The following is a 16403-nucleotide window of genomic DNA, read 5'->3' on the forward strand; positions in this document are numbered from 1 at the left end:
CGTGATCCACGCCCGTCAGGGACCACGGGACAGCGCTCGGCGTGAAGGCCGGCCGCCTCGCCGTCACACGGGTCCGGCGATCACCGCCACCGGCTGGAGCAGCGGTGTGCCCGAACCGTCGCGTCGTGGATCCGGAGCGGGCAGCTGTGCCGGAGCGCCGTTCTTCTGGGCCGCCCGTGCCGGGACCGCGCCCGCCCAGGCGAACACCAGGACGTCCTCGCCCTTCAGGAACCGCTGGCAGCGCACCCCACCGGTCGCCCGGCCCTTGCGCGGGTACTGGTCGAACGGGGTGAGCTTCGACGTCAGCTCCGAATCGTCCAGCGTGCCGTGCGAGCCGGCGACCGTGAACACCAGCGCGTCCGCCGCAGGATCGACGGCCGTGAACGAGAGCACCTCCGCACCGGCCGTGAGCTTCACTCCCGCCATCCCTCCGGCGGGCCGGCCCTGCGGGCGCACCTGCGCGGCCGGGTAGCGCAGCAACTGCGCGTCGGAGGTGATGAAGACCAGGTCCTCCTCGCCCGTACGCAGCTCCGTCGCGCCCACGATCCGGTCACCGTCCTTGAGGGAGATGACCTCCAACTCTTCCTTGTTGGCCGGGTAGTCGGGCACCACCCGCTTCACCACTCCTTGGAGTGTGCCGATCGCCAGGCCCGGTGAGGACTCGTCCAGGGTGGTGAGGCAGATCAGCTCCTCGCCCGTCTCCAGGGTCAGGAACTCCGAGATCTGTGCCCCGCCCGAGAGATTGGGGGCCGCGTGGGTGTCCGGCAGCTGGGGCAGATCGATCACCGCGATCCGCAGCAGGCGCCCGGTGGACGTCACCGCCCCCACATCGCCGCGGGCCGTGGCCGGGACGGCCGACACGATCACGTCGTGCTTGGCACGCTTGGCGTCCTCGGTCACCACGATCGGGTCGCCGTTGGCCGTGCGGGCCAGCAGACCGGTCGAGGACAGCAGCACCCGGCACGGGTCGTCCGCGACCTCCAGCGGTACGGACGCGATCTGCGAACCCGCCGACTCCAGCAGCACCGTGCGCCGGTCGGTGCCGAACTTCTTCGCCACCGCGGCCAGCTCGGAGGAGACCAGCTTGCGCAGCTCCGCGTCGGACTCCAGGATCGCGGTCAGCGCGGCGATCTCCTCGCTGAGCCGGTCGCGCTCGCTCTCCAGCTCGATCCGGTCGAACCGGGTGAGCCGGCGCAGCGGGGTGTCCAGGATGTACTGGGTCTGGATCTCGCTCAGCGAGAAGCGGTCCATGAGCCGCTCCTTCGCCTGCGCCGAGTTGTCGCTGTCCCGGATGATCCGGATGACCTCGTCGATGTCGAGCAGCGCGACGAGCAGGCCCTCGACCAGGTGCAGCCGGTCGCGGCGCTTGGTCCGGCGGAACTCGCTGCGCCGGCGCACCACCTCGAAGCGGTGGTCGAGATAGACCTCCAGCAGCTCCTTGAGGCCCAGGGTGAGCGGCTGGCCGTCGACGAGCGCCACGTTGTTGATGCCGAAGGACTCCTCCATCGGCGTCAGCTTGTAGAGCTGTTCGAGCACGGCTTCCGGTACGAAGCCGTTCTTGACCTCGATCACCAGGCGCAGTCCGTGCGCCCGGTCGGTGAGGTCCTTGACGTCCGCGATGCCCTGGAGCTTCTTCGCGGAGACCAGGTCCTTGATCTTGGCGATCACCTTCTCCGGGCCGACGGTGAAGGGCAGTTCGGTGACGACCAGGCCCTTGCGCCGCGCCGTCACGTCCTCCACGGCGACCGTCGCCCGGATCTTGAACGTGCCGCGGCCGGCGGTGTACGCGTCCTTGATGCCGCCGAGCCCGACGATCCGGCCCCCGGTGGGCAGGTCGGGGCCGGGGACGAAGCGCATGAGCGTTTCCACGTCGGCGCCCGGGTGCTTGATCAGGTGGCGGGCGGCGGCGATGACCTCGCCCAGGTTGTGCGGGGGCATGTTGGTGGCCATGCCGACCGCGATTCCGGACACCCCGTTGACCAGGAGGTTCGGATACGCGGCGGGGAGGACGACCGGCTCCCGCTCCTGGCCGTCGTAGTTCGACTGAAAATCGACGGTGTCCTCGTCGATGGCTTCGGTCATCAATGACGTGGCGTCGGCCATCCGGCACTCGGTGTACCGCATCGCGGCCGGCGGGTCGTCATTGCCGAGCGAGCCGAAGTTGCCGTGTCCGTCGACGAGGGGGAGCCGCATCGAGAACGGCTGTGCCATCCGCACCAGTGCGTCGTAGATCGACGCGTCCCCGTGCGGGTGCAACTTACCCATGACTTCGCCGACCACACGGGCGCACTTCACATAGCCGCGGTCGGGGCGCAGTCCCATCTCGTTCATCTGGGACACGATGCGGCGGTGCACCGGCTTCATACCGTCGCGGGCGTCGGGCAGGGCCCTGGAGTAGATCACCGAGTACGCGTACTCGAGGAAGGAGCCCTGCATTTCGTCGACGACGTCGATGTCGAGGATCTTCTCCTCGAAGTCGTCCGGCGGCGGGGTCTTCGTGCTACGGCGGGCCATCGCGGCTGCGACTCCTTCACGGATTCTGATCGGGCAACCTGAGGTTCTGACGCGGACCATTGTGGACCGCCGCACTGACAACGCCGACCTCGACCCGTCCGAAGCGGTCCGAAGCGGCCCCACGGGACCCGGCACGGGCCCCGGTTGCGGCAGCATCTACAGCAACATCGACGGAACGGGAACTTCGCCAGGTGTCGGTGCGCTTGCTTACAGTGGCAGGTCTGGCAGGAAATCCAGTATCGCGATCGAAGGGACGTACATGCCCATGGGTCACACGGCCACAGCACAGGCCGGCTCCGGCGGCTTGACAGCGACCGAGCACCGCCTGGCCAACGGTCTGCGTGTGGTGCTCTCGGAGGACCATCTGACCCCGGTCGCCGCGGTCTGTCTCTGGTACGACGTCGGGTCGCGCCACGAGGTCAAGGGACGCACCGGCCTGGCTCACCTTTTCGAGCACCTGATGTTCCAGGGCTCGGGCCAGGTCAAGGGGAACGGGCACTTCGAGCTCGTACAGGGGGCCGGTGGCTCGCTCAACGGGACGACCAGCTTCGAGCGGACGAACTACTTCGAGACCATGCCCACCCATCAGGTGGAGCTGGCTCTCTGGCTGGAAGCCGACCGGATGGGCTCCCTCCTCGCCGCACTCGACGAGGAGTCCATGGAGAACCAGCGCGACGTCGTGAAGAACGAGCGGCGCCAGCGCTACGACAACGTGCCCTACGGCACCGCGTTCGAGCGGCTGACCGCCCTCGCGTATCCGGAGGGCCACCCGTACCACCACACCCCGATCGGCTCGATGGCCGACCTGGACGCCGCGACCCTTGAGGACGCGCGTACGTTCTTCCGCACGTACTACGCCCCGAACAACGCGGTGCTCTCGGTGGTCGGCGACATCGACCCCGAGCAGACGCTGGCCTGGATCGAGAAGTACTTCGGCTCCATCCCCTCCCACGACGGCAAGCAGCCGCCGCGCGACGGCACGCTGCCCGAGGTGATCGGGGAGCAGCTGCGCGAGGTGGTTCAGGAAGAGGTCCCGGCGCGTGCGCTGATGGCGGCCTACCGGCTGCCGCACGACGGCACCCGGGCCTGCGACGCCGCGGATCTGGCGCTGACCGTGCTGGGCGGCGGCGAGTCGTCCCGGCTGCACAACCGTCTGGTCCGCCGCGACCGTACGGCGGTGGCCGCCGGATTCGGGCTGCTGAGGCTCTCCGGAGCGCCCTCGCTGGGCTGGCTGGACGTCAAGACGTCCGGCGGCGTCGAGGTGCCGCAGATCGAGGCGGCGGTGGACGAGGAGCTGGCCCGGTTCGCCGCCGAGGGCCCCACGCTCGAGGAAATGGAACGGGCCCAGGCCCAGTTGGAGCGCGAGTGGCTGGACCGGCTCGGCACGGTCGCGGGCCGCGCCGATGAACTGTGCCGGTACGCCGTCCTGTTCGGCGACCCGCAGCTCGCCCTGACCGCCGTGCAGCGGGTGCTGGACGTCACCGCCGAGGAGGTCCGGGCGGCCGCCGAAGCGGCGCTGCGCCCCGACAACCGGGCGGTGCTGGTCTACGAGCCGCTGGAGCCGGCGGCCGACGAGGCCGCCGACGACACCGAAGGCACCGACGCGCCCGAGGGGGCGGACAAGTGAGCGACGCCGCCGCGACTGGAGTAGCCATGGAGTACCACCCGCAGCCCGCCCCCGGCGTGGCCCGGCCCTGGGCGTTCCCCGCCCCCGAGCGCGGTTCCCTGCCCAACGGGCTGACCGTGCTGCGCTGCCACCGCCCCGGCCAGCAGGTCGTCGCCGTGGAGATCTTCCTGGACGCCCCGCTGGACGCCGAGCCCGAGGGGCTCGACGGCGTGGCCACGATCATGTCCCGGGCACTGTCCGAGGGCACGGACAAGCGCAGCGCCGAGGAGTTCGCCGCCGAGCTGGAGCGCTGCGGTGCCACGCTCGACGCGCACGCCGACCACCCCGGCGTCCGGGTCTCCCTGGAGGTTCCCGCTTCCCGGCTGGCCAAGGCGCTGGGCCTGGTCGCCGAAGCGCTGCGGGCCCCGGCCTTCGCCGAGAGCGAGATCGAGCGCCTCGTCGGCAACCGGCTCGACGAGATCCCGCACGAGCAGGCCAACCCCGCGCGGCGCGCCGCCAAGCAGCTCTCCAAGGAGCTGTTCCCGGCGACCGCGCGCATGTCGCGCCCGCGCCTGGGCACCGAGGAGACGGTGCGGCGGATCGACGCGGCGGCCGTGCGCGGCTTCTACGACGCCCATGTCCGCCCGTCCACCGCGACGGCCGTGATCGTCGGCGATCTGACCGGGGTCGATGTGGACGCGCTGCTCGCCGACACCCTCGGCGACTGGTCCGGAAACGCCGGCCAGTCCCGTCCGGTGCCGCCGATCACCGCCGACGACACCGGCCGTGTCGTCATCGTGGACCGTCCCGGCGCGGTGCAGACGCAGCTGCTCATCGGCCGGATCGGCGCGGACCGGCACGACAGCGTCTGGCCGGCCCAGGTGCTCGGCACCTACTGCCTGGGCGGCACCCTCACCTCCCGGCTGGACCGGGTGCTGCGTGAGGAGAAGGGCTACACCTACGGTGTCCGCGCCTTCGGCCAGGTCCTGCGCTCGACGGCTCCGGGCTCGGCCTCCGGGGCGGCGGGCGCCGCGATGCTGGCGATCAGCGGCTCGGTGGACACCGAGTCCACCGGACCGGCGCTGGCGGACCTCTGGACGGTGCTGCGGACCCTGGCGGCCGACGGGCTGACGGATGCCGAGCGCGAGACGGCCGTGCAGAACCTCGTGGGGGTCGCCCCGCTTAAGTTCGAGACCGCGGCGTCGGTCGCGGGCACCCTGGCCGACCAGGTCGAGCAGCACCTCCCGGACGACTTCCAGGCCCACCTCTACGCCCGCCTCGCCGAGACGGGCACGGTGGAGGCGACCGCCGCCGTGGTCAACGCGTTCCCGGTGGACCGGCTGGTGACGATCCTGGTGGGGGACGCGGCGCAGATCGAGGAGCCCGTGAAGGCCCTCGGCATCGGTGAGGTCTCGGTCGTCAGCTGACTCTCCGGGTACGCGGTCAGCGGGCGCTCGATGCTCCCGCTGTCGTATACCGGGGCACAGGGGACCCCGGTGCGACTCGTCGCGCCGGGGTCTTCCTTTTTGTCCGATTAGGTTCCTTTGCGGGGGAAGTTGCTCTTCTGTCCTGTGGGATGAGCGACAAAACCCGCTGTCCGTTTGCTGCGGGAAAGTTGTGCCGCTTAGCGTCGGCTCCGCTGTCCGTCATCCGTATGCCGCGTCCGCGGCGCCGGGCAGCCATCGCCGAGTCCCCGTCAGGCGCGAGCCTGGGGAGCCGGGGACCCACGAAGTCCCTGGGGTGAATCGGATGCCCGTGCCCCGTACGAGGCCCAGGTGTCCGTAGGAGACCTTCCTGCTCCGAACCCGTCAGCTAACCCGGTAGGCGAGAAGGAAGGAAAGGATCAGCCCCTCCATGGCGTTCACCCGTGCCACCGGGAAGCACCGTGCCCCGAGCCGCCTGACGCGCAAGCGCGCCCAGGTCGCCGGCGTCGCGGCTCTGGCCACCACCGGCGTCATCGGCGGTATGGCCTCCCCGGCCCTCGCCGCGGACTCCGAGGCCCACCCCGTCGGCGACACCGGCCTGACCGCGGTCATCGCCATCGACGCCACGCTCGCCCACCAGATCGACGCCCAGGCGAAGGCCCAGGAGCACCAGGCCGAGGTCGCCGCCGAGGCGAAGGCCAAGGCCGTCGCGGAAGCCGAGGCCAAGGCCGCGGCCAGGGCCAGGGCGAAGGCGGAGGCCGAACGCAAGGCCGAGGCCCGCGCCGAGGAGGTCCGCGAGGACAAGGCGCGCGCCGCCCGCGCCGCCGAACGCGCCCGGCTGAACTCCTTCCACCTCCCGGTCGCCGGCTCGTACGTCAGCACCGGCTATCAGTCCAGCGGTTCGCTCTGGTCCTCCGGCAGCCACTCCGGCGTGGACTTCCACGCGGCCTCCGGCTCCTCCGTCGTCGCCGTCGGCGCGGGTACGGTCGTCGAGGCCGGCTGGGGCGGCGCGTACGGCAACAACATCGTGCTCCGGATGACGGACGGCACGTACACCCAGTACGGCCACCTCTCCTCGATCGGCGTCTCCGTCGGCCAGAGCGTCACCTCCGGCCAGCGGATCGGCCTCTCCGGCTCCACCGGCAACTCCACCGGACCGCACCTGCACTTCGAGGCGCGCACCACGCCCGAGTACGGCTCCGACATGGACCCGGTCGCCTATCTGCGCGCCCACGGCCTCAACGTCTGACCGTCTCCGCACCCCGCCGATGGCCCTGGCTCCCCGCCGGGGCCTTCCGCGTTTCTCGGACCGGAGCCACCGGAGCCGCCGGGGTCACCGCACCCTCCGCCGAAGTGCCCGGTGGCCGAAAGATATCCCCCGGATTTCCCTGCGCCATCGGAAATTCCGGCCGATTGTCATAGAGTCACGGAACAGGCGTCGGCCGGCCGCGTTTTTCGCGGGGATTATGGCGGAGGTTCGGACATGCGCATTCCCGCGCATTCGGTATGCACGGCAATCCGTGACGACATCGTCTCCGGTGTCTTCGAGCGCGGCAGCCGCCTCACCGAGGAGGTGCTCGCGCGGCGCTACGGAGTCTCCCGGGTCCCGGTCCGCGAGGCGCTGCGCACCCTGGAGTCCGAGGGTTTCGTCGTCACCCGCCGGCACGCCGGTGCGTGTGTGGCCGAGCCCACCGAGCAGGAGGCCGCCGACCTGCTGGAGGTCCGGATGCTCCTGGAGCCCCTGGGGGCCGCACGCGCCGCCCAGCGGCGTACCGAGGCCCATCTCAAGGTGCTGCGCGGCCTGGTCAGGCTGGGGCAGGAGCGGGCCCGCCGGGGCGAGGGCGAGGATCTGCGCTCGCTGGGCGGCTGGTTCCACGAGACCCTCGCGCAGGCCTCCGCCAGCCCCGGTCTCATCGCCCTTCTCGCCCAGCTGCGCCACAAGACCGCCTGGATGTACGCGGTCGAGCAGCCCGTCCGCCCCGCCGACTCCTGGGCCGAGCACGGCGCCATCGTGGACGCCGTGGCGCGCGGCGACGCCGAACGGGCCAGGGCGCTGGCCGCCCAGCACGCCGAGCGGGCCATGTCCGCGCACCGGCCGCGCCGCACCGCCCGCCGGGTGTCCGCGCTCCGGGCCGGGACCGGGTGAGCGATCCGCAACACGGCGTAAACATCGCGGGTGTCCGGCATTAACAATTACGCCGTATACAAAGTGAAGTAATTCCGCAGGGCTTTGTTTCCGCTGCCCGAATCAGGTCGGGCGGTAATTGTGTGCCGATAGGAACGAAAGAGCCGCGGCTCCCTGTCGGGATACCGCGGCTCGGTCGGGGAAGAAACCCCGGTCTGATCCGTGCGGGAATCAGACCGTCTCCGGAAGCTCCTCAAGACCCTCGGCGACCAGCTTCGCCAGACGGTCCAGGGCGGCCTCCGCGTCGTCCGCGTCGGACGCGAGCACGATCTCCTCGCCGCCCTGCGCGCCCAGGCCGAGCACGGCGAGCATGGAGGCGGCGTTCACCGGGTTGCCGTCGGCCTTGGCGATCGTCACCGGGACGCCGGAAGCCGTGGCGGCACGGACGAAGATGGAAGCGGGGCGGGCGTGCAGGCCCTCGGCCCAACCGACGTTTACGCGGCGCTCAGCCATGGTTCTGCCCTTCACGAATCAATGGTTGTCTAGACCAGTCTCTCATGCAGTGCGCGGTGCTGTGCCCGACCGCCGTTCCGGCCGCGCCGCCGGCCGGCCTCCTCAGACTGCCCCGGCCCCGCCCCCTCCGCGACCGGTGTGCCGGTCGTAGGCTTTGGCCATGCACCCGAAGCCGGAGCAGAGTCCGCATCACGTGTACCCCGACCACTGGGAAGCGGACGTGGTGCTCCGCGACGGTGGCACCGCGCGCATCAGGCCCATCACCACCGACGATGCCGAGCGGCTCGTCAGCTTCTACGAGCAGGTCTCCGACGAGTCGAAGTACTACCGCTTCTTCGCCCCGTATCCGCGTCTCTCCGACAAGGACGTGCACCGCTTCACCCATCACGATTACGTCGACCGGGTGGGCCTCGCCGTCACGATCGGCGGTGAGTTCATCGCGACCGTCCGCTACGACCGGATCAACGAGCAGGGGCGGCCCGCCTCCGCGCCCGCCGACGAGGCCGAGGTCGCCTTCCTCGTCCAGGACGCCCACCAGGGCCGCGGGGTGGCCTCGGCGCTCCTCGAACACATCGCCGCGGTCGCCCGCGAGCGGGGCATCCGCCGCTTCGCCGCCGAGGTGCTGCCCGCCAACAACAAAATGATCAAGGTGTTCCGGGACGCCGGATACACCCAGCAGCGCAGCTTCGAGGACGGCTCCGTCCATCTCACCCTCGACCTCGAACCCACCGCCGAGTCCCTCGCCGTCCAGCGCGGCCGTGAACAGCGGGCCGAGTCGCGCTCGGTGCAGCGGCTGCTGGCCCCCGGCTCCGTCGCCGTCATCGGCACCGGCCGCACCCCCGGCGGGGTGGGCCGCACCGTCCTGCGCAATCTCCTCGGCTCCGGCTTCACCGGGCGCGCCTACGCGGTCAACAAGGCCTTCGACGACGGCCTGACGACGCTGGACGGCGTCCCCGCGCACCGTTCCGTCGGCGAGATCGACGAGCGGGTCGACCTGGCCGTCATCGCCGTCCCCGCCCACCGGGTGCCCGAAGCGGTGGCCGACTGCGGCGAGAACGGCGTCCAGGGGCTCGTGGTGCTCTCCGCCGGATACGCCGAACTGGGCGCCGAGGGCCGTGAGCTCCAGCGCGAACTGGTCCGGCAGGCCCGCTCGTACGGCATGCGCATCATCGGCCCGAACGCGTTCGGCATCATCAACACCGCCGAGGCCGTCCGGCTGAACGCCTCCCTCGCCCCCGAGTCGCCCGCCCCCGGCCGCATCGGCCTGTTCACGCAGTCCGGAGCCATCGGGATCGCCCTGCTCTCCGGCCTCCACCGGCGCGGCGCGGGGCTCTCCACCTTCATCTCCGCGGGGAACCGGGCCGATGTCTCCGGCAACGACTTCCTCCAGTACTGGTACGAGGACCAGGACACCGACGTCGCCCTGCTCTACCTCGAATCCATCGGCAACCCCCGCAAGTTCACCCGGCTCGCCCGGCGGACCGCGGCCGTGAAACCCGTCGTCGTCGTGAAGGGCGCCCGGCACAGCGGCTCCACACCGCCCGGCCACGCCGTGCCCATCAGCCGCATCCCCGACGCCACGGTCTCCGCGCTGATGCGGCAGGCGGGCGTCATCCGGGTCGACACGGTGACGGAGATGGTCGACGCGGGCCTGCTCCTGGCCGATCAGCCGCTCCCGGCCGGCCCCCGGGTCGCGATCCTCGGGAACTCCGAGTCCCTCGGGCTGCTCACGTACGACGCCTGCCTCGCCGAGGGGCTGCGCCCGCGCCCGCCCCGCGACCTCACCACGGCGGCGGGCCCGCAGGACTTCCGGGAGGCGCTGGCCGAGGCGCTCGCCGACGGGACGTGCGACGCGGTGATCGTGACCGCGATCCCCTGGGTCGGGGAGAACGGCGAGGCCGAGACGGGTGACGGCGAGGTCCTGGCCGCGGCCCTGCACCAGGCCGCGGCCGACGGCCCCGCCAAGCCGGTGGCCGTGGTCCATGTGGAGATCGGAGGGCTGGCCGAGGCCCTGGCCGCCGCCACCGGCACGGTGACCCGGACGCGCACCGGGGCGACGGCCTCCGGCGGCACCCCGCGCCCCGTGAACGGCCCGGTCACCCCCCACACAGAGACCACTCCCGGCACCACGGCCACCCCCGGCACACCGCCCGCCGCCGCACCGCGCACCCCCGGCACCCCAGCGGCACCGCGTTCGGCGCCCCCCGCGCCCTCCACAGCCCCCGCGCCCCCCGCGGGCTCCGTTCCCGGCCGCCCCCGGACCGGCCGCATCCCCGCCTACCCCGCAGCGGAACGAGCCGTACGCGCGCTCGCCGAAGCCGTGAAGTACGCGCAGTGGCGGCGCCAGGCCGCCGTACCCGGAAAGGTGCCCGAGTTCCTCGACGACACCATCGACGAACCCGGCGCCGCCGCACTGATCGGCACACTGCTCGGCCCCGACCCCGACCCGCGCGGCCGGCCGCTCACCCATGACGAGGCCCGCGAACTGCTCGGCCGCTACGGCATCACCGTCCGGCCGACGCTGCCGGCCCGCGACGCGGACTCCGCCGTCGCCGCCGCGGCCCGGCTCGGCTACCCCGTGGCGCTGAAGACGACCGCCCCCCATCTGCGCCACCGCGCCGATCTCGGAGGCGTCCGCCTGGACCTCGCGGGCGAGAGCGCGCTGCGGCGGGCGTACGGCGAGATGACCGACCTGCTCGGCAGGCCCGCAGAACTCCAGCCCGTCGTCCAGGCCATGGCGCCGCGCGGCGTGGACACCGTCGTACGGGCCTCGATCGACGCCGCGGCCGGAGCGGTCCTCTCCTTCGGCCTGGCGGGCGCGCCCTCCGAACTGCTCGGAGACACCGCCCACCGGCTCGTACCGGCCACCGACCGCGACGCCGCCGAGCTGATCCGGTCCATCCGGGCCGCCCCGGTGCTGTTCGGCTGGCGCGGCTCGGCACCCGTGGACACGGCGGCGCTCGAAGAGCTGCTGCTGCGGGTGTCCCGCCTGGTCGACGACCACCCGGAGGTGGTCTCCGTGGCACTCGAACCGGTCGTGGTCGCCACCCACGGGCTGACCGTGCTCGGCGCGAGCGTCCGCATCGCCCCGCCCCCCGCCCGTACCGATCTCGGACCGCGCCGCCTGCCCAGCTACTGACCCCGGCGGGCCGCTCGCCCCGGCCCGCCGCCGGCCCCGCCCCGACCCGCCCACAGCGTCCCCGGCAGTCACCGGGCCCCCGTAGGATGGTCCGTATGGCAAAGACCGGTACGACGACCCAGGGGCTGCGCGCGGCGATCGAGCGCAGCGGCTATTACCCGGCCCTCGTGGCCGAGGCGGTGGAGGCCGCCGTCGGCGGAGAGCCGGTCGCTTCGTATCTGGTGCACCAGGAGACCACCTTCGACTCCAACGAGGTGCGCCGTCATGTCACGGTCCTCGTTCTGACGGAGAACCGGTTCATCGTCAGCCACACCGACGAGCAGGCCGCCGACACCAGTTCCCCGACGCCGTACGCCACGACGTCCACCGAGTCGGTCAAGCTCGACCGGATCTCGTCGGTCGTGGTCAGCCGGGTGGTGGCCAACCCGGAGAAGTACGTCCCGGGCACGCTGCCCCGTGAAGTCGTCCTCACGATCGGCTGGGGTGCCGTCTCCCGGATCGACCTGGAGCCCGCCGCCTGCGGCGACCCCAACTGCGAGGCGGACCACGGCTACACCGGCAGTTCCACCGCCGACGATCTGAGCCTGCGGGTCAGCGAGGCCGGTGACGGTCCGGACACCGTCCGTCAGACCCTCGCCTTCGCCCAGTCGCTCTCCGAGGCGACGGCCGCCATCGCGGCGACCGGCCGCTGATGGCACAGCCGGCCTGGCAGGAGCCGGTCCTGCTCCCCGTCGACGGCGCGCCCGTACCCGAGTACGGCAGCGGTTCGCTCGCCGATCTGCTGCCGACCCTGGCCGCCGGACAGGACGTACCCGGTCTCGTCGCCTCGATCCCGGAGCTGACACCGGCCGACCGCAACTGCGTGTTCCTGATCGACGGCCTCGGCTGGGAGCAGATCAAGGCGCACCCGGACGAGGCACCCTTCCTGCACTCCCTGCTGCCGACCTCCCGCGGCGGCACCGGCCGCCCCATCACCGCGGGGTTCCCGGCGACCACCGCCACCTCGCTCGCCTCGGTCGGTACGGGGCTGCCGCCCGGTGAGCACGGCCTTCCCGGCTACAGCGCGCGCAACCCCGAGACGGGCGAGCTGATGAACCAGCTCCGCTGGAGGCCGTGGACCGAGCCGAAGGTCTGGCAGCCGTACCCCACCGTCTTCCGGCTCGCCGACGCCGCGGGTGTGCGTACCGCCCAGGTCTCCGCGCCCGCGTTCGAGCACACCCCGCTCACCAAGGTCGCGCTCAGCGGCGGTTCCTTCCTGGGCCGGCTCAGTGGCGAGGAGCGGATGGACGTGGCGGCCCAGCGGCTCGCCGCGGGGGACCGCTCCCTCGTCTACACGTACTACAGCGAGGTCGACGGCGCGGGGCACCGGTTCGGAGTCGACTCCGATGCCTGGCGCGGCCAGCTGATGTATGTCGACGGGCTCGCCCAGCGCCTGGCCGAACAGCTCCCGCCCCGCTCGGCGCTGTACATCACCGCCGACCACGGCATGATCGACATTCCCTTCGACGAACAGTCCAGGATCGATTTCGACGAGGACTGGGAACTGGGCGCCGGAGTCGCCCTGCTCGCAGGCGACGGCCGGGCCCGCCACGCGTACGCGGTCCCCGGGGCCGAGGCCGATGTGCTGACCGTATGGCGCGAAGTGCTCGGTGAGCAGTTCTGGGTGGCGGGCCGGGACGAGGCGATCGCGGCCGGCTGGTTCGGGCCGCGCGTCGACGAGCGGGTGTACGGCCGTATCGGCGATGTGATCGCCGCCGCCCACGACGACGTGGTCATCACGGCGTCGGTGAACGAGCCGCACGAGTCCGCGATGGTGGGGATGCACGGCTCGATGACCCCCGTCGAACAGCTCGTCCCGCTCCTCGAAGTACGCTCGTAACCGCGTTTTCCCTCCCGCCCCGGATTTCCTGCCCCACGGCCGCCTTCCGGCCGCCCGTCCGAAAGGTGCTCGACCTCTCATGCCCGAGCTTGTGTTCTTCTCCGGAACGATGGACTGCGGAAAGAGCACGCTGGCCCTCCAGATCGGGCACAACCGGTCGGCGCGGGGGCTGCAGGGACTGAACTTCACCCGGGACGACCGCGCGGGGGAGGGGAAGCTCTCCTCACGGCTCGGGCTGGTGACCGAGGCGGTCGAGGCGGTGCGGGGCATGGACCTGTACGCCCATGTCGTCGACCGGGTCTCGCAGGGCGGCAAGGTCGACTACCTGATCGTGGACGAGGCGCAGTTCCTGGAGCCGGTGCAGATCGACCAACTGGCGCGGGTCGTGGATGAGTTGGGGCTGGACGTCTTCTCCTTCGGTATCACCACCGACTTCCGCACGAAGCTCTTCCCCGGCTCACGGCGGCTGATCGAGCTGGCGGACCGCGTCGAGACGCTGCAGGTCGAGGCGATGTGCTGGTGCGGGGCGCGTGCGACGCACAACGCCCGCACACTGGGGGGCGAGATGGTGGTGGAGGGCGAGCAGGTCGTTGTCGGTGACGTGAGCAGCCCCGCCGCGGAGGTCGGGTACGAGGTGCTCTGCCGGCGTCACCATCGTCGTCGTATGACGAGCGGTTCCGTCCGTGCGGGCGCGCTCTCGCCGGACGTCCTGCCGGTGGCCTCCGACTGAGGGCTGTCGGACGGGCCGGTCCCACCGTGCCCTACTCGACGTCCCGTTGGTCCCAGCTCCGGGTGACATCGGCCACGGTGGAGGCCGGAGTGCTGAGGACGCCGTCGAACGCGTCGAGGACAGGGGTATGCACGTAGACGCTCTGCATCCGGATGCGGTCGGGGCCGCTGAGGCCTTCGGTTCGGGCCCGTCGGAGATCGGCGAAGCCGAGTCCCGGACCGCTGTCGGCGAAGGCCGCTTCGATGCTTCCGGGCTCCGGCGCCTCCAGCGCGGTGTCGGCGATGGTAAAACCGAAACGGGCCTTCTCGTCGCGGTGCATCTCGGCCGTGTACCCGGTGGCGCTGGTCAGTGCGAGGGCGAAGTACGCGTCGCCGAGGGCGTTGTGCAGGTGCTGCCCCATGGGGAGCCCCGTGAGCCGGCCGTCGAAGACGATCGGTGTCTTCTGGATGTGGGCGTTGTGGGCCGCCAGCACGACGCGGGCCGTGGGTCCGAGCCGGTTCAGGTGCCACAGGAGTGATTCGGCCATGTAGAGGTCGCGGGCCGAGGTGTCGGCGGTGAGACCGTCTCCGGTGAAGAGGGCGGCCATGGCGCGGAAGGTGTAGTCGGCGTGGCCGGCGCCTTCGAGGCAGCGCAGGGCGATGTCATAGCTCTGCCGGTCTCCGCGGGAGACGTACAGCGGTGCCAGGGAGCGGAACCGGATGAGCAGGCGCGCCAGGAGTGCGCTGAGGGTGTCCTGTTCGGCCGCGGCCAGGCGGGCCCACGCGGGTGCGGCCACGGCCGCGGAGTCACCGGCGAAGGATTCGGCGATCGTCATCGCGGCCCGGACCGTCGGCAGGCTTTCGGGGTCGATCCGGCGCAGATAGTCGGCGACGGGGACCAGGGCGGGGAGCAGCGACCCGCCGGCCGCCGGGATGTCGATGCCCGCGAAGCTGACCGGCCGTACGGCAGTGCGGTTGTGCCGGCGCAGGTAGCGCAGTGGCTCCTGGAGCCCGATGGGCACCGCTGCCGCGAGGTGAGCGGCGAGGTCGTCGTCGGTTCCCCGGCCGTGGGCCCAGGCGTCGAGAGGGAAGCCTTCGCCGAAGCCGTACTCGAAGGCCAGGACGGTGAAGCCGCAGCGTTCGACCAGGAACCGCAGGACGCGTCGGCGCAGCATGGCGAACTCGCCGATGAAGTGGGAGTGCTCGCCGAGGGCGACCACGCGGGCACCGCCGAGGATGTCGCGCAGCGGTTCCAGGTCGTCCAGGGGCGCTTCCGGGTCGAGGTGGCTGAGCCGGGTCGCGTGGCTGTGGAGCCAGTCGGCGAACGGCGGGCGGTCGGTTGCAGCAGGCATGCGGGTTGCTCTTCCGTGAAGGGGACTCCGAGGGCGTGGGCGCGGGCGGATCACCGGTGTCCACGAGATGATGGGCGCCGTTCATGATGAACCGCGCTCCGTGCCACCCTCGCCTCGGCCCCCCGCCCCGGACCCGGGTCAGCGTTCGGACGACCGTACGATCGTGAACACGGCACCCTCCGGGTCCGAGACCGTCGCGACCCTGCCGCTCGACCCCTCCCGGGGCGGCTGGAGGATGTGGCCGCCCAGCTCCACGACCCGTGCGGCGGACCGGTCGGTGTCGGAGACCTCGAAGTACGTCATCCAGTGCGGACCCCGGTCGCGCGGCAGGGCGTGCCCCACCCCGTGCAGCGCCGCCACCGGGCGGCCGTCCAGGTGCAGGGTCTGGTAGTCGAAGTCGGCGGAGACGACCGCCTCCGTCTCGTAGCCGAAGACCGCCTGGTAGAACTTGCCGACCATGGAGGTCTCCCGGGTCACCAGCTCGTTCCACACGGGCGTGCCCGGGGTGCCCGCCGTCCGGGTGCCGACGTGTCCGCTGGCCTGCCAGATGCCGAACACCGCCCCGCTCGGGTCGGAGGCGATGGCGAGGCGGCCCGCGTCGCCCGCGTCGAGCGGACCGACCGCCACCGTGCCGCCGCAGGAGCGGATCGTCTCCGAGGTGAGATCCGCGTCGTCGGTGGCGAGATAGGTCGTCCAGGCGATCGGCAGATGCCGGTCGGGCGGCAGCTGGCCGATGCCCGCGACCTCCTTGCCGTCGAGCAGACCGCGCACATAGGGGCCCAGCTGATCCGGGCCCGGCCGGAATTCCCAGTCGAACAGAGCTCCGTAGAACTCCTGGGTAGCGGTCAGGCCGTGCACGATCAGACTCACCCAGCAAGGTGTTCCGGGCGTGCGCCGGGCAACAGCCTCGGTCATCGTCTTCTCTCTCCTCGGACCTTTGTGGTGGCCGTACAGGGGGCGGGTGCCGGTGCTCCGTCCGGCGGGTACGGACTACGGTGTCTTCGCTCCGTGCAGATGCTCGCACCACCTGGCTCGTGAGGTGCCCCGGCCGCGCCGGGCGGTCCCGGTTCTCGACGGAGGGGGAACGATTTGCTGGCGATTGTCCGTCCGGGCACGGTTACGGGTGGGCCGGCCCCTGCGCGA

At 71.7% G+C, this 16403-nt stretch carries 11 protein-coding genes, 1 pseudogene and 1 riboswitch; of the genes and pseudogenes, 8 read left to right on the forward strand and 4 right to left on the reverse strand.

The genetic code is table 11. The features are described 5' to 3' along the window. Nucleotides 1-63 precede the first annotated feature (63 nt). Nucleotides 64-2514 (reverse strand): DNA topoisomerase (ATP-hydrolyzing) subunit A, encoded by a 2451-nt coding sequence (locus OHA98_RS10815; RefSeq protein ID WP_266924662.1) that lies wholly within the window; start codon nucleotides 2512-2514, stop codon nucleotides 64-66. 259 nt (nucleotides 2515-2773) lie between these two features. Here OHA98_RS10815 and OHA98_RS10820 point away from each other — a divergent pair, with 259 nt between their 5' ends. From OHA98_RS10820 to OHA98_RS10835, 4 genes and pseudogenes are all read left to right on the forward strand, one after another. Further along, on the forward strand, nucleotides 2774-4141 hold the full coding sequence (locus tag OHA98_RS10820) for a pitrilysin family protein (RefSeq protein ID WP_266924664.1): 1368 nt from the start codon (nucleotides 2774-2776) through the stop codon (nucleotides 4139-4141). A 26-nt stretch (nucleotides 4142-4167) separates the two neighbouring features. Beyond that, on the forward strand, nucleotides 4168-5547 hold the full coding sequence (locus OHA98_RS10825) for a pitrilysin family protein (RefSeq protein ID WP_266927851.1): 1380 nt from the start codon (nucleotides 4168-4170) through the stop codon (nucleotides 5545-5547). Nucleotides 5548-5793: 246 nt separating this feature from the next. Then, nucleotides 5794-5962: riboswitch (cyclic di-AMP (ydaO/yuaA leader) on the forward strand. A 12-nt stretch (nucleotides 5963-5974) separates the two neighbouring features. Further along, nucleotides 5975-6793, forward strand: a complete 819-nt coding sequence (locus tag OHA98_RS10830; protein WP_266924666.1) for a M23 family metallopeptidase — start codon at nucleotides 5975-5977, stop codon at nucleotides 6791-6793. A 234-nt stretch (nucleotides 6794-7027) separates the two neighbouring features. After that, nucleotides 7028-7734: pseudogene (locus tag OHA98_RS10835) on the forward strand (GntR family transcriptional regulator). Nucleotides 7735-7900: 166 nt separating this feature from the next. Here the strand turns inward: OHA98_RS10835 and OHA98_RS10840 are convergent. Next, the gene (locus OHA98_RS10840) at nucleotides 7901-8182 is read right to left on the reverse strand and encodes an HPr family phosphocarrier protein (RefSeq protein WP_007449776.1); all 282 of its coding nucleotides are present in this window, start codon (nucleotides 8180-8182) and stop codon (nucleotides 7901-7903) included. A 160-nt stretch (nucleotides 8183-8342) separates the two neighbouring features. On the opposite strand from OHA98_RS10840, the gene OHA98_RS10845 reads away from it, so the two are divergent. The 4 genes from OHA98_RS10845 (at nucleotide 8343) to OHA98_RS10860 (ending at nucleotide 13930) form a co-directional block, all read left to right on the forward strand. Continuing rightward, nucleotides 8343-11321: a bifunctional GNAT family N-acetyltransferase/acetate--CoA ligase family protein gene (locus tag OHA98_RS10845; protein WP_266924669.1), complete on the forward strand. Its 2979-nt coding sequence runs from the start codon at nucleotides 8343-8345 to the stop codon at nucleotides 11319-11321. A 95-nt stretch (nucleotides 11322-11416) separates the two neighbouring features. Continuing rightward, on the forward strand, nucleotides 11417-12013 hold the full coding sequence (locus OHA98_RS10850) for a DUF5998 family protein (protein ID WP_266924671.1): 597 nt from the start codon (nucleotides 11417-11419) through the stop codon (nucleotides 12011-12013). Then, nucleotides 12013-13200 (forward strand): alkaline phosphatase family protein, encoded by a 1188-nt coding sequence (locus tag OHA98_RS10855; protein WP_266924673.1) that lies wholly within the window; start codon nucleotides 12013-12015, stop codon nucleotides 13198-13200. The genes OHA98_RS10850 and OHA98_RS10855 overlap by 1 nt, the downstream gene beginning before the upstream one ends. Before the next feature lie 79 nt (nucleotides 13201-13279). After that, the gene (locus OHA98_RS10860; protein ID WP_266924675.1) at nucleotides 13280-13930 is read left to right on the forward strand and encodes a thymidine kinase; all 651 of its coding nucleotides are present in this window, start codon (nucleotides 13280-13282) and stop codon (nucleotides 13928-13930) included. A gap of 31 nt (nucleotides 13931-13961) precedes the next feature. Here OHA98_RS10860 and OHA98_RS10865 read toward each other — a convergent pair whose 3' ends face one another. Further along, complete coding sequence (locus tag OHA98_RS10865; RefSeq protein WP_266924676.1) at nucleotides 13962-15260, reverse strand: erythromycin esterase family protein; 1299 nt, start codon at nucleotides 15258-15260, stop codon at nucleotides 13962-13964. Nucleotides 15261-15398: 138 nt separating this feature from the next. Next, nucleotides 15399-16175 carry a VOC family protein gene (locus tag OHA98_RS10870; protein ID WP_266924678.1) on the reverse strand — a complete coding sequence of 259 codons (777 nt, stop codon included), beginning with the start codon at nucleotides 16173-16175 and terminating at the stop codon, nucleotides 15399-15401. Between the last annotated feature and the right edge of the window lie 228 nt (nucleotides 16176-16403).

It is taken from the genome of Streptomyces sp. NBC_00654 (assembly GCF_026341775.1).
Taxonomy (GTDB): Bacteria; Actinomycetota; Actinomycetes; order Streptomycetales; family Streptomycetaceae; genus Streptomyces.

What these genes read in the sequence shown, in the direction of transcription:
- OHA98_RS10825 (WP_266927851.1), top strand. Translation starts at nt 4,168, where the DNA reads ATGGAGTACCACCCGCAGCCCGCCCCCGGCGTGGCCCGGCCCTGGGCG.
- OHA98_RS10870 (WP_266924678.1), bottom strand. Translation starts at nt 16,175, where the DNA reads ATGACCGAGGCTGTTGCCCGGCGCACGCCCGGAACACCTTGCTGGGTG.
- OHA98_RS10830 (WP_266924666.1), top strand. Translation starts at nt 5,975, where the DNA reads ATGGCGTTCACCCGTGCCACCGGGAAGCACCGTGCCCCGAGCCGCCTG.
- OHA98_RS10865 (WP_266924676.1), bottom strand. Translation starts at nt 15,260, where the DNA reads ATGCCTGCTGCAACCGACCGCCCGCCGTTCGCCGACTGGCTCCACAGC.
- OHA98_RS10860 (WP_266924675.1), top strand. Translation starts at nt 13,280, where the DNA reads ATGCCCGAGCTTGTGTTCTTCTCCGGAACGATGGACTGCGGAAAGAGC.
- OHA98_RS10815 (WP_266924662.1), bottom strand. Translation starts at nt 2,514, where the DNA reads ATGGCCCGCCGTAGCACGAAGACCCCGCCGCCGGACGACTTCGAGGAG.
- OHA98_RS10840 (WP_007449776.1), bottom strand. Translation starts at nt 8,182, where the DNA reads ATGGCTGAGCGCCGCGTAAACGTCGGTTGGGCCGAGGGCCTGCACGCC.
- OHA98_RS10820 (WP_266924664.1), top strand. Translation starts at nt 2,774, where the DNA reads ATGCCCATGGGTCACACGGCCACAGCACAGGCCGGCTCCGGCGGCTTG.
- OHA98_RS10850 (WP_266924671.1), top strand. Translation starts at nt 11,417, where the DNA reads ATGGCAAAGACCGGTACGACGACCCAGGGGCTGCGCGCGGCGATCGAG.
- OHA98_RS10845 (WP_266924669.1), top strand. Translation starts at nt 8,343, where the DNA reads ATGCACCCGAAGCCGGAGCAGAGTCCGCATCACGTGTACCCCGACCAC.
- OHA98_RS10855 (WP_266924673.1), top strand. Translation starts at nt 12,013, where the DNA reads ATGGCACAGCCGGCCTGGCAGGAGCCGGTCCTGCTCCCCGTCGACGGC.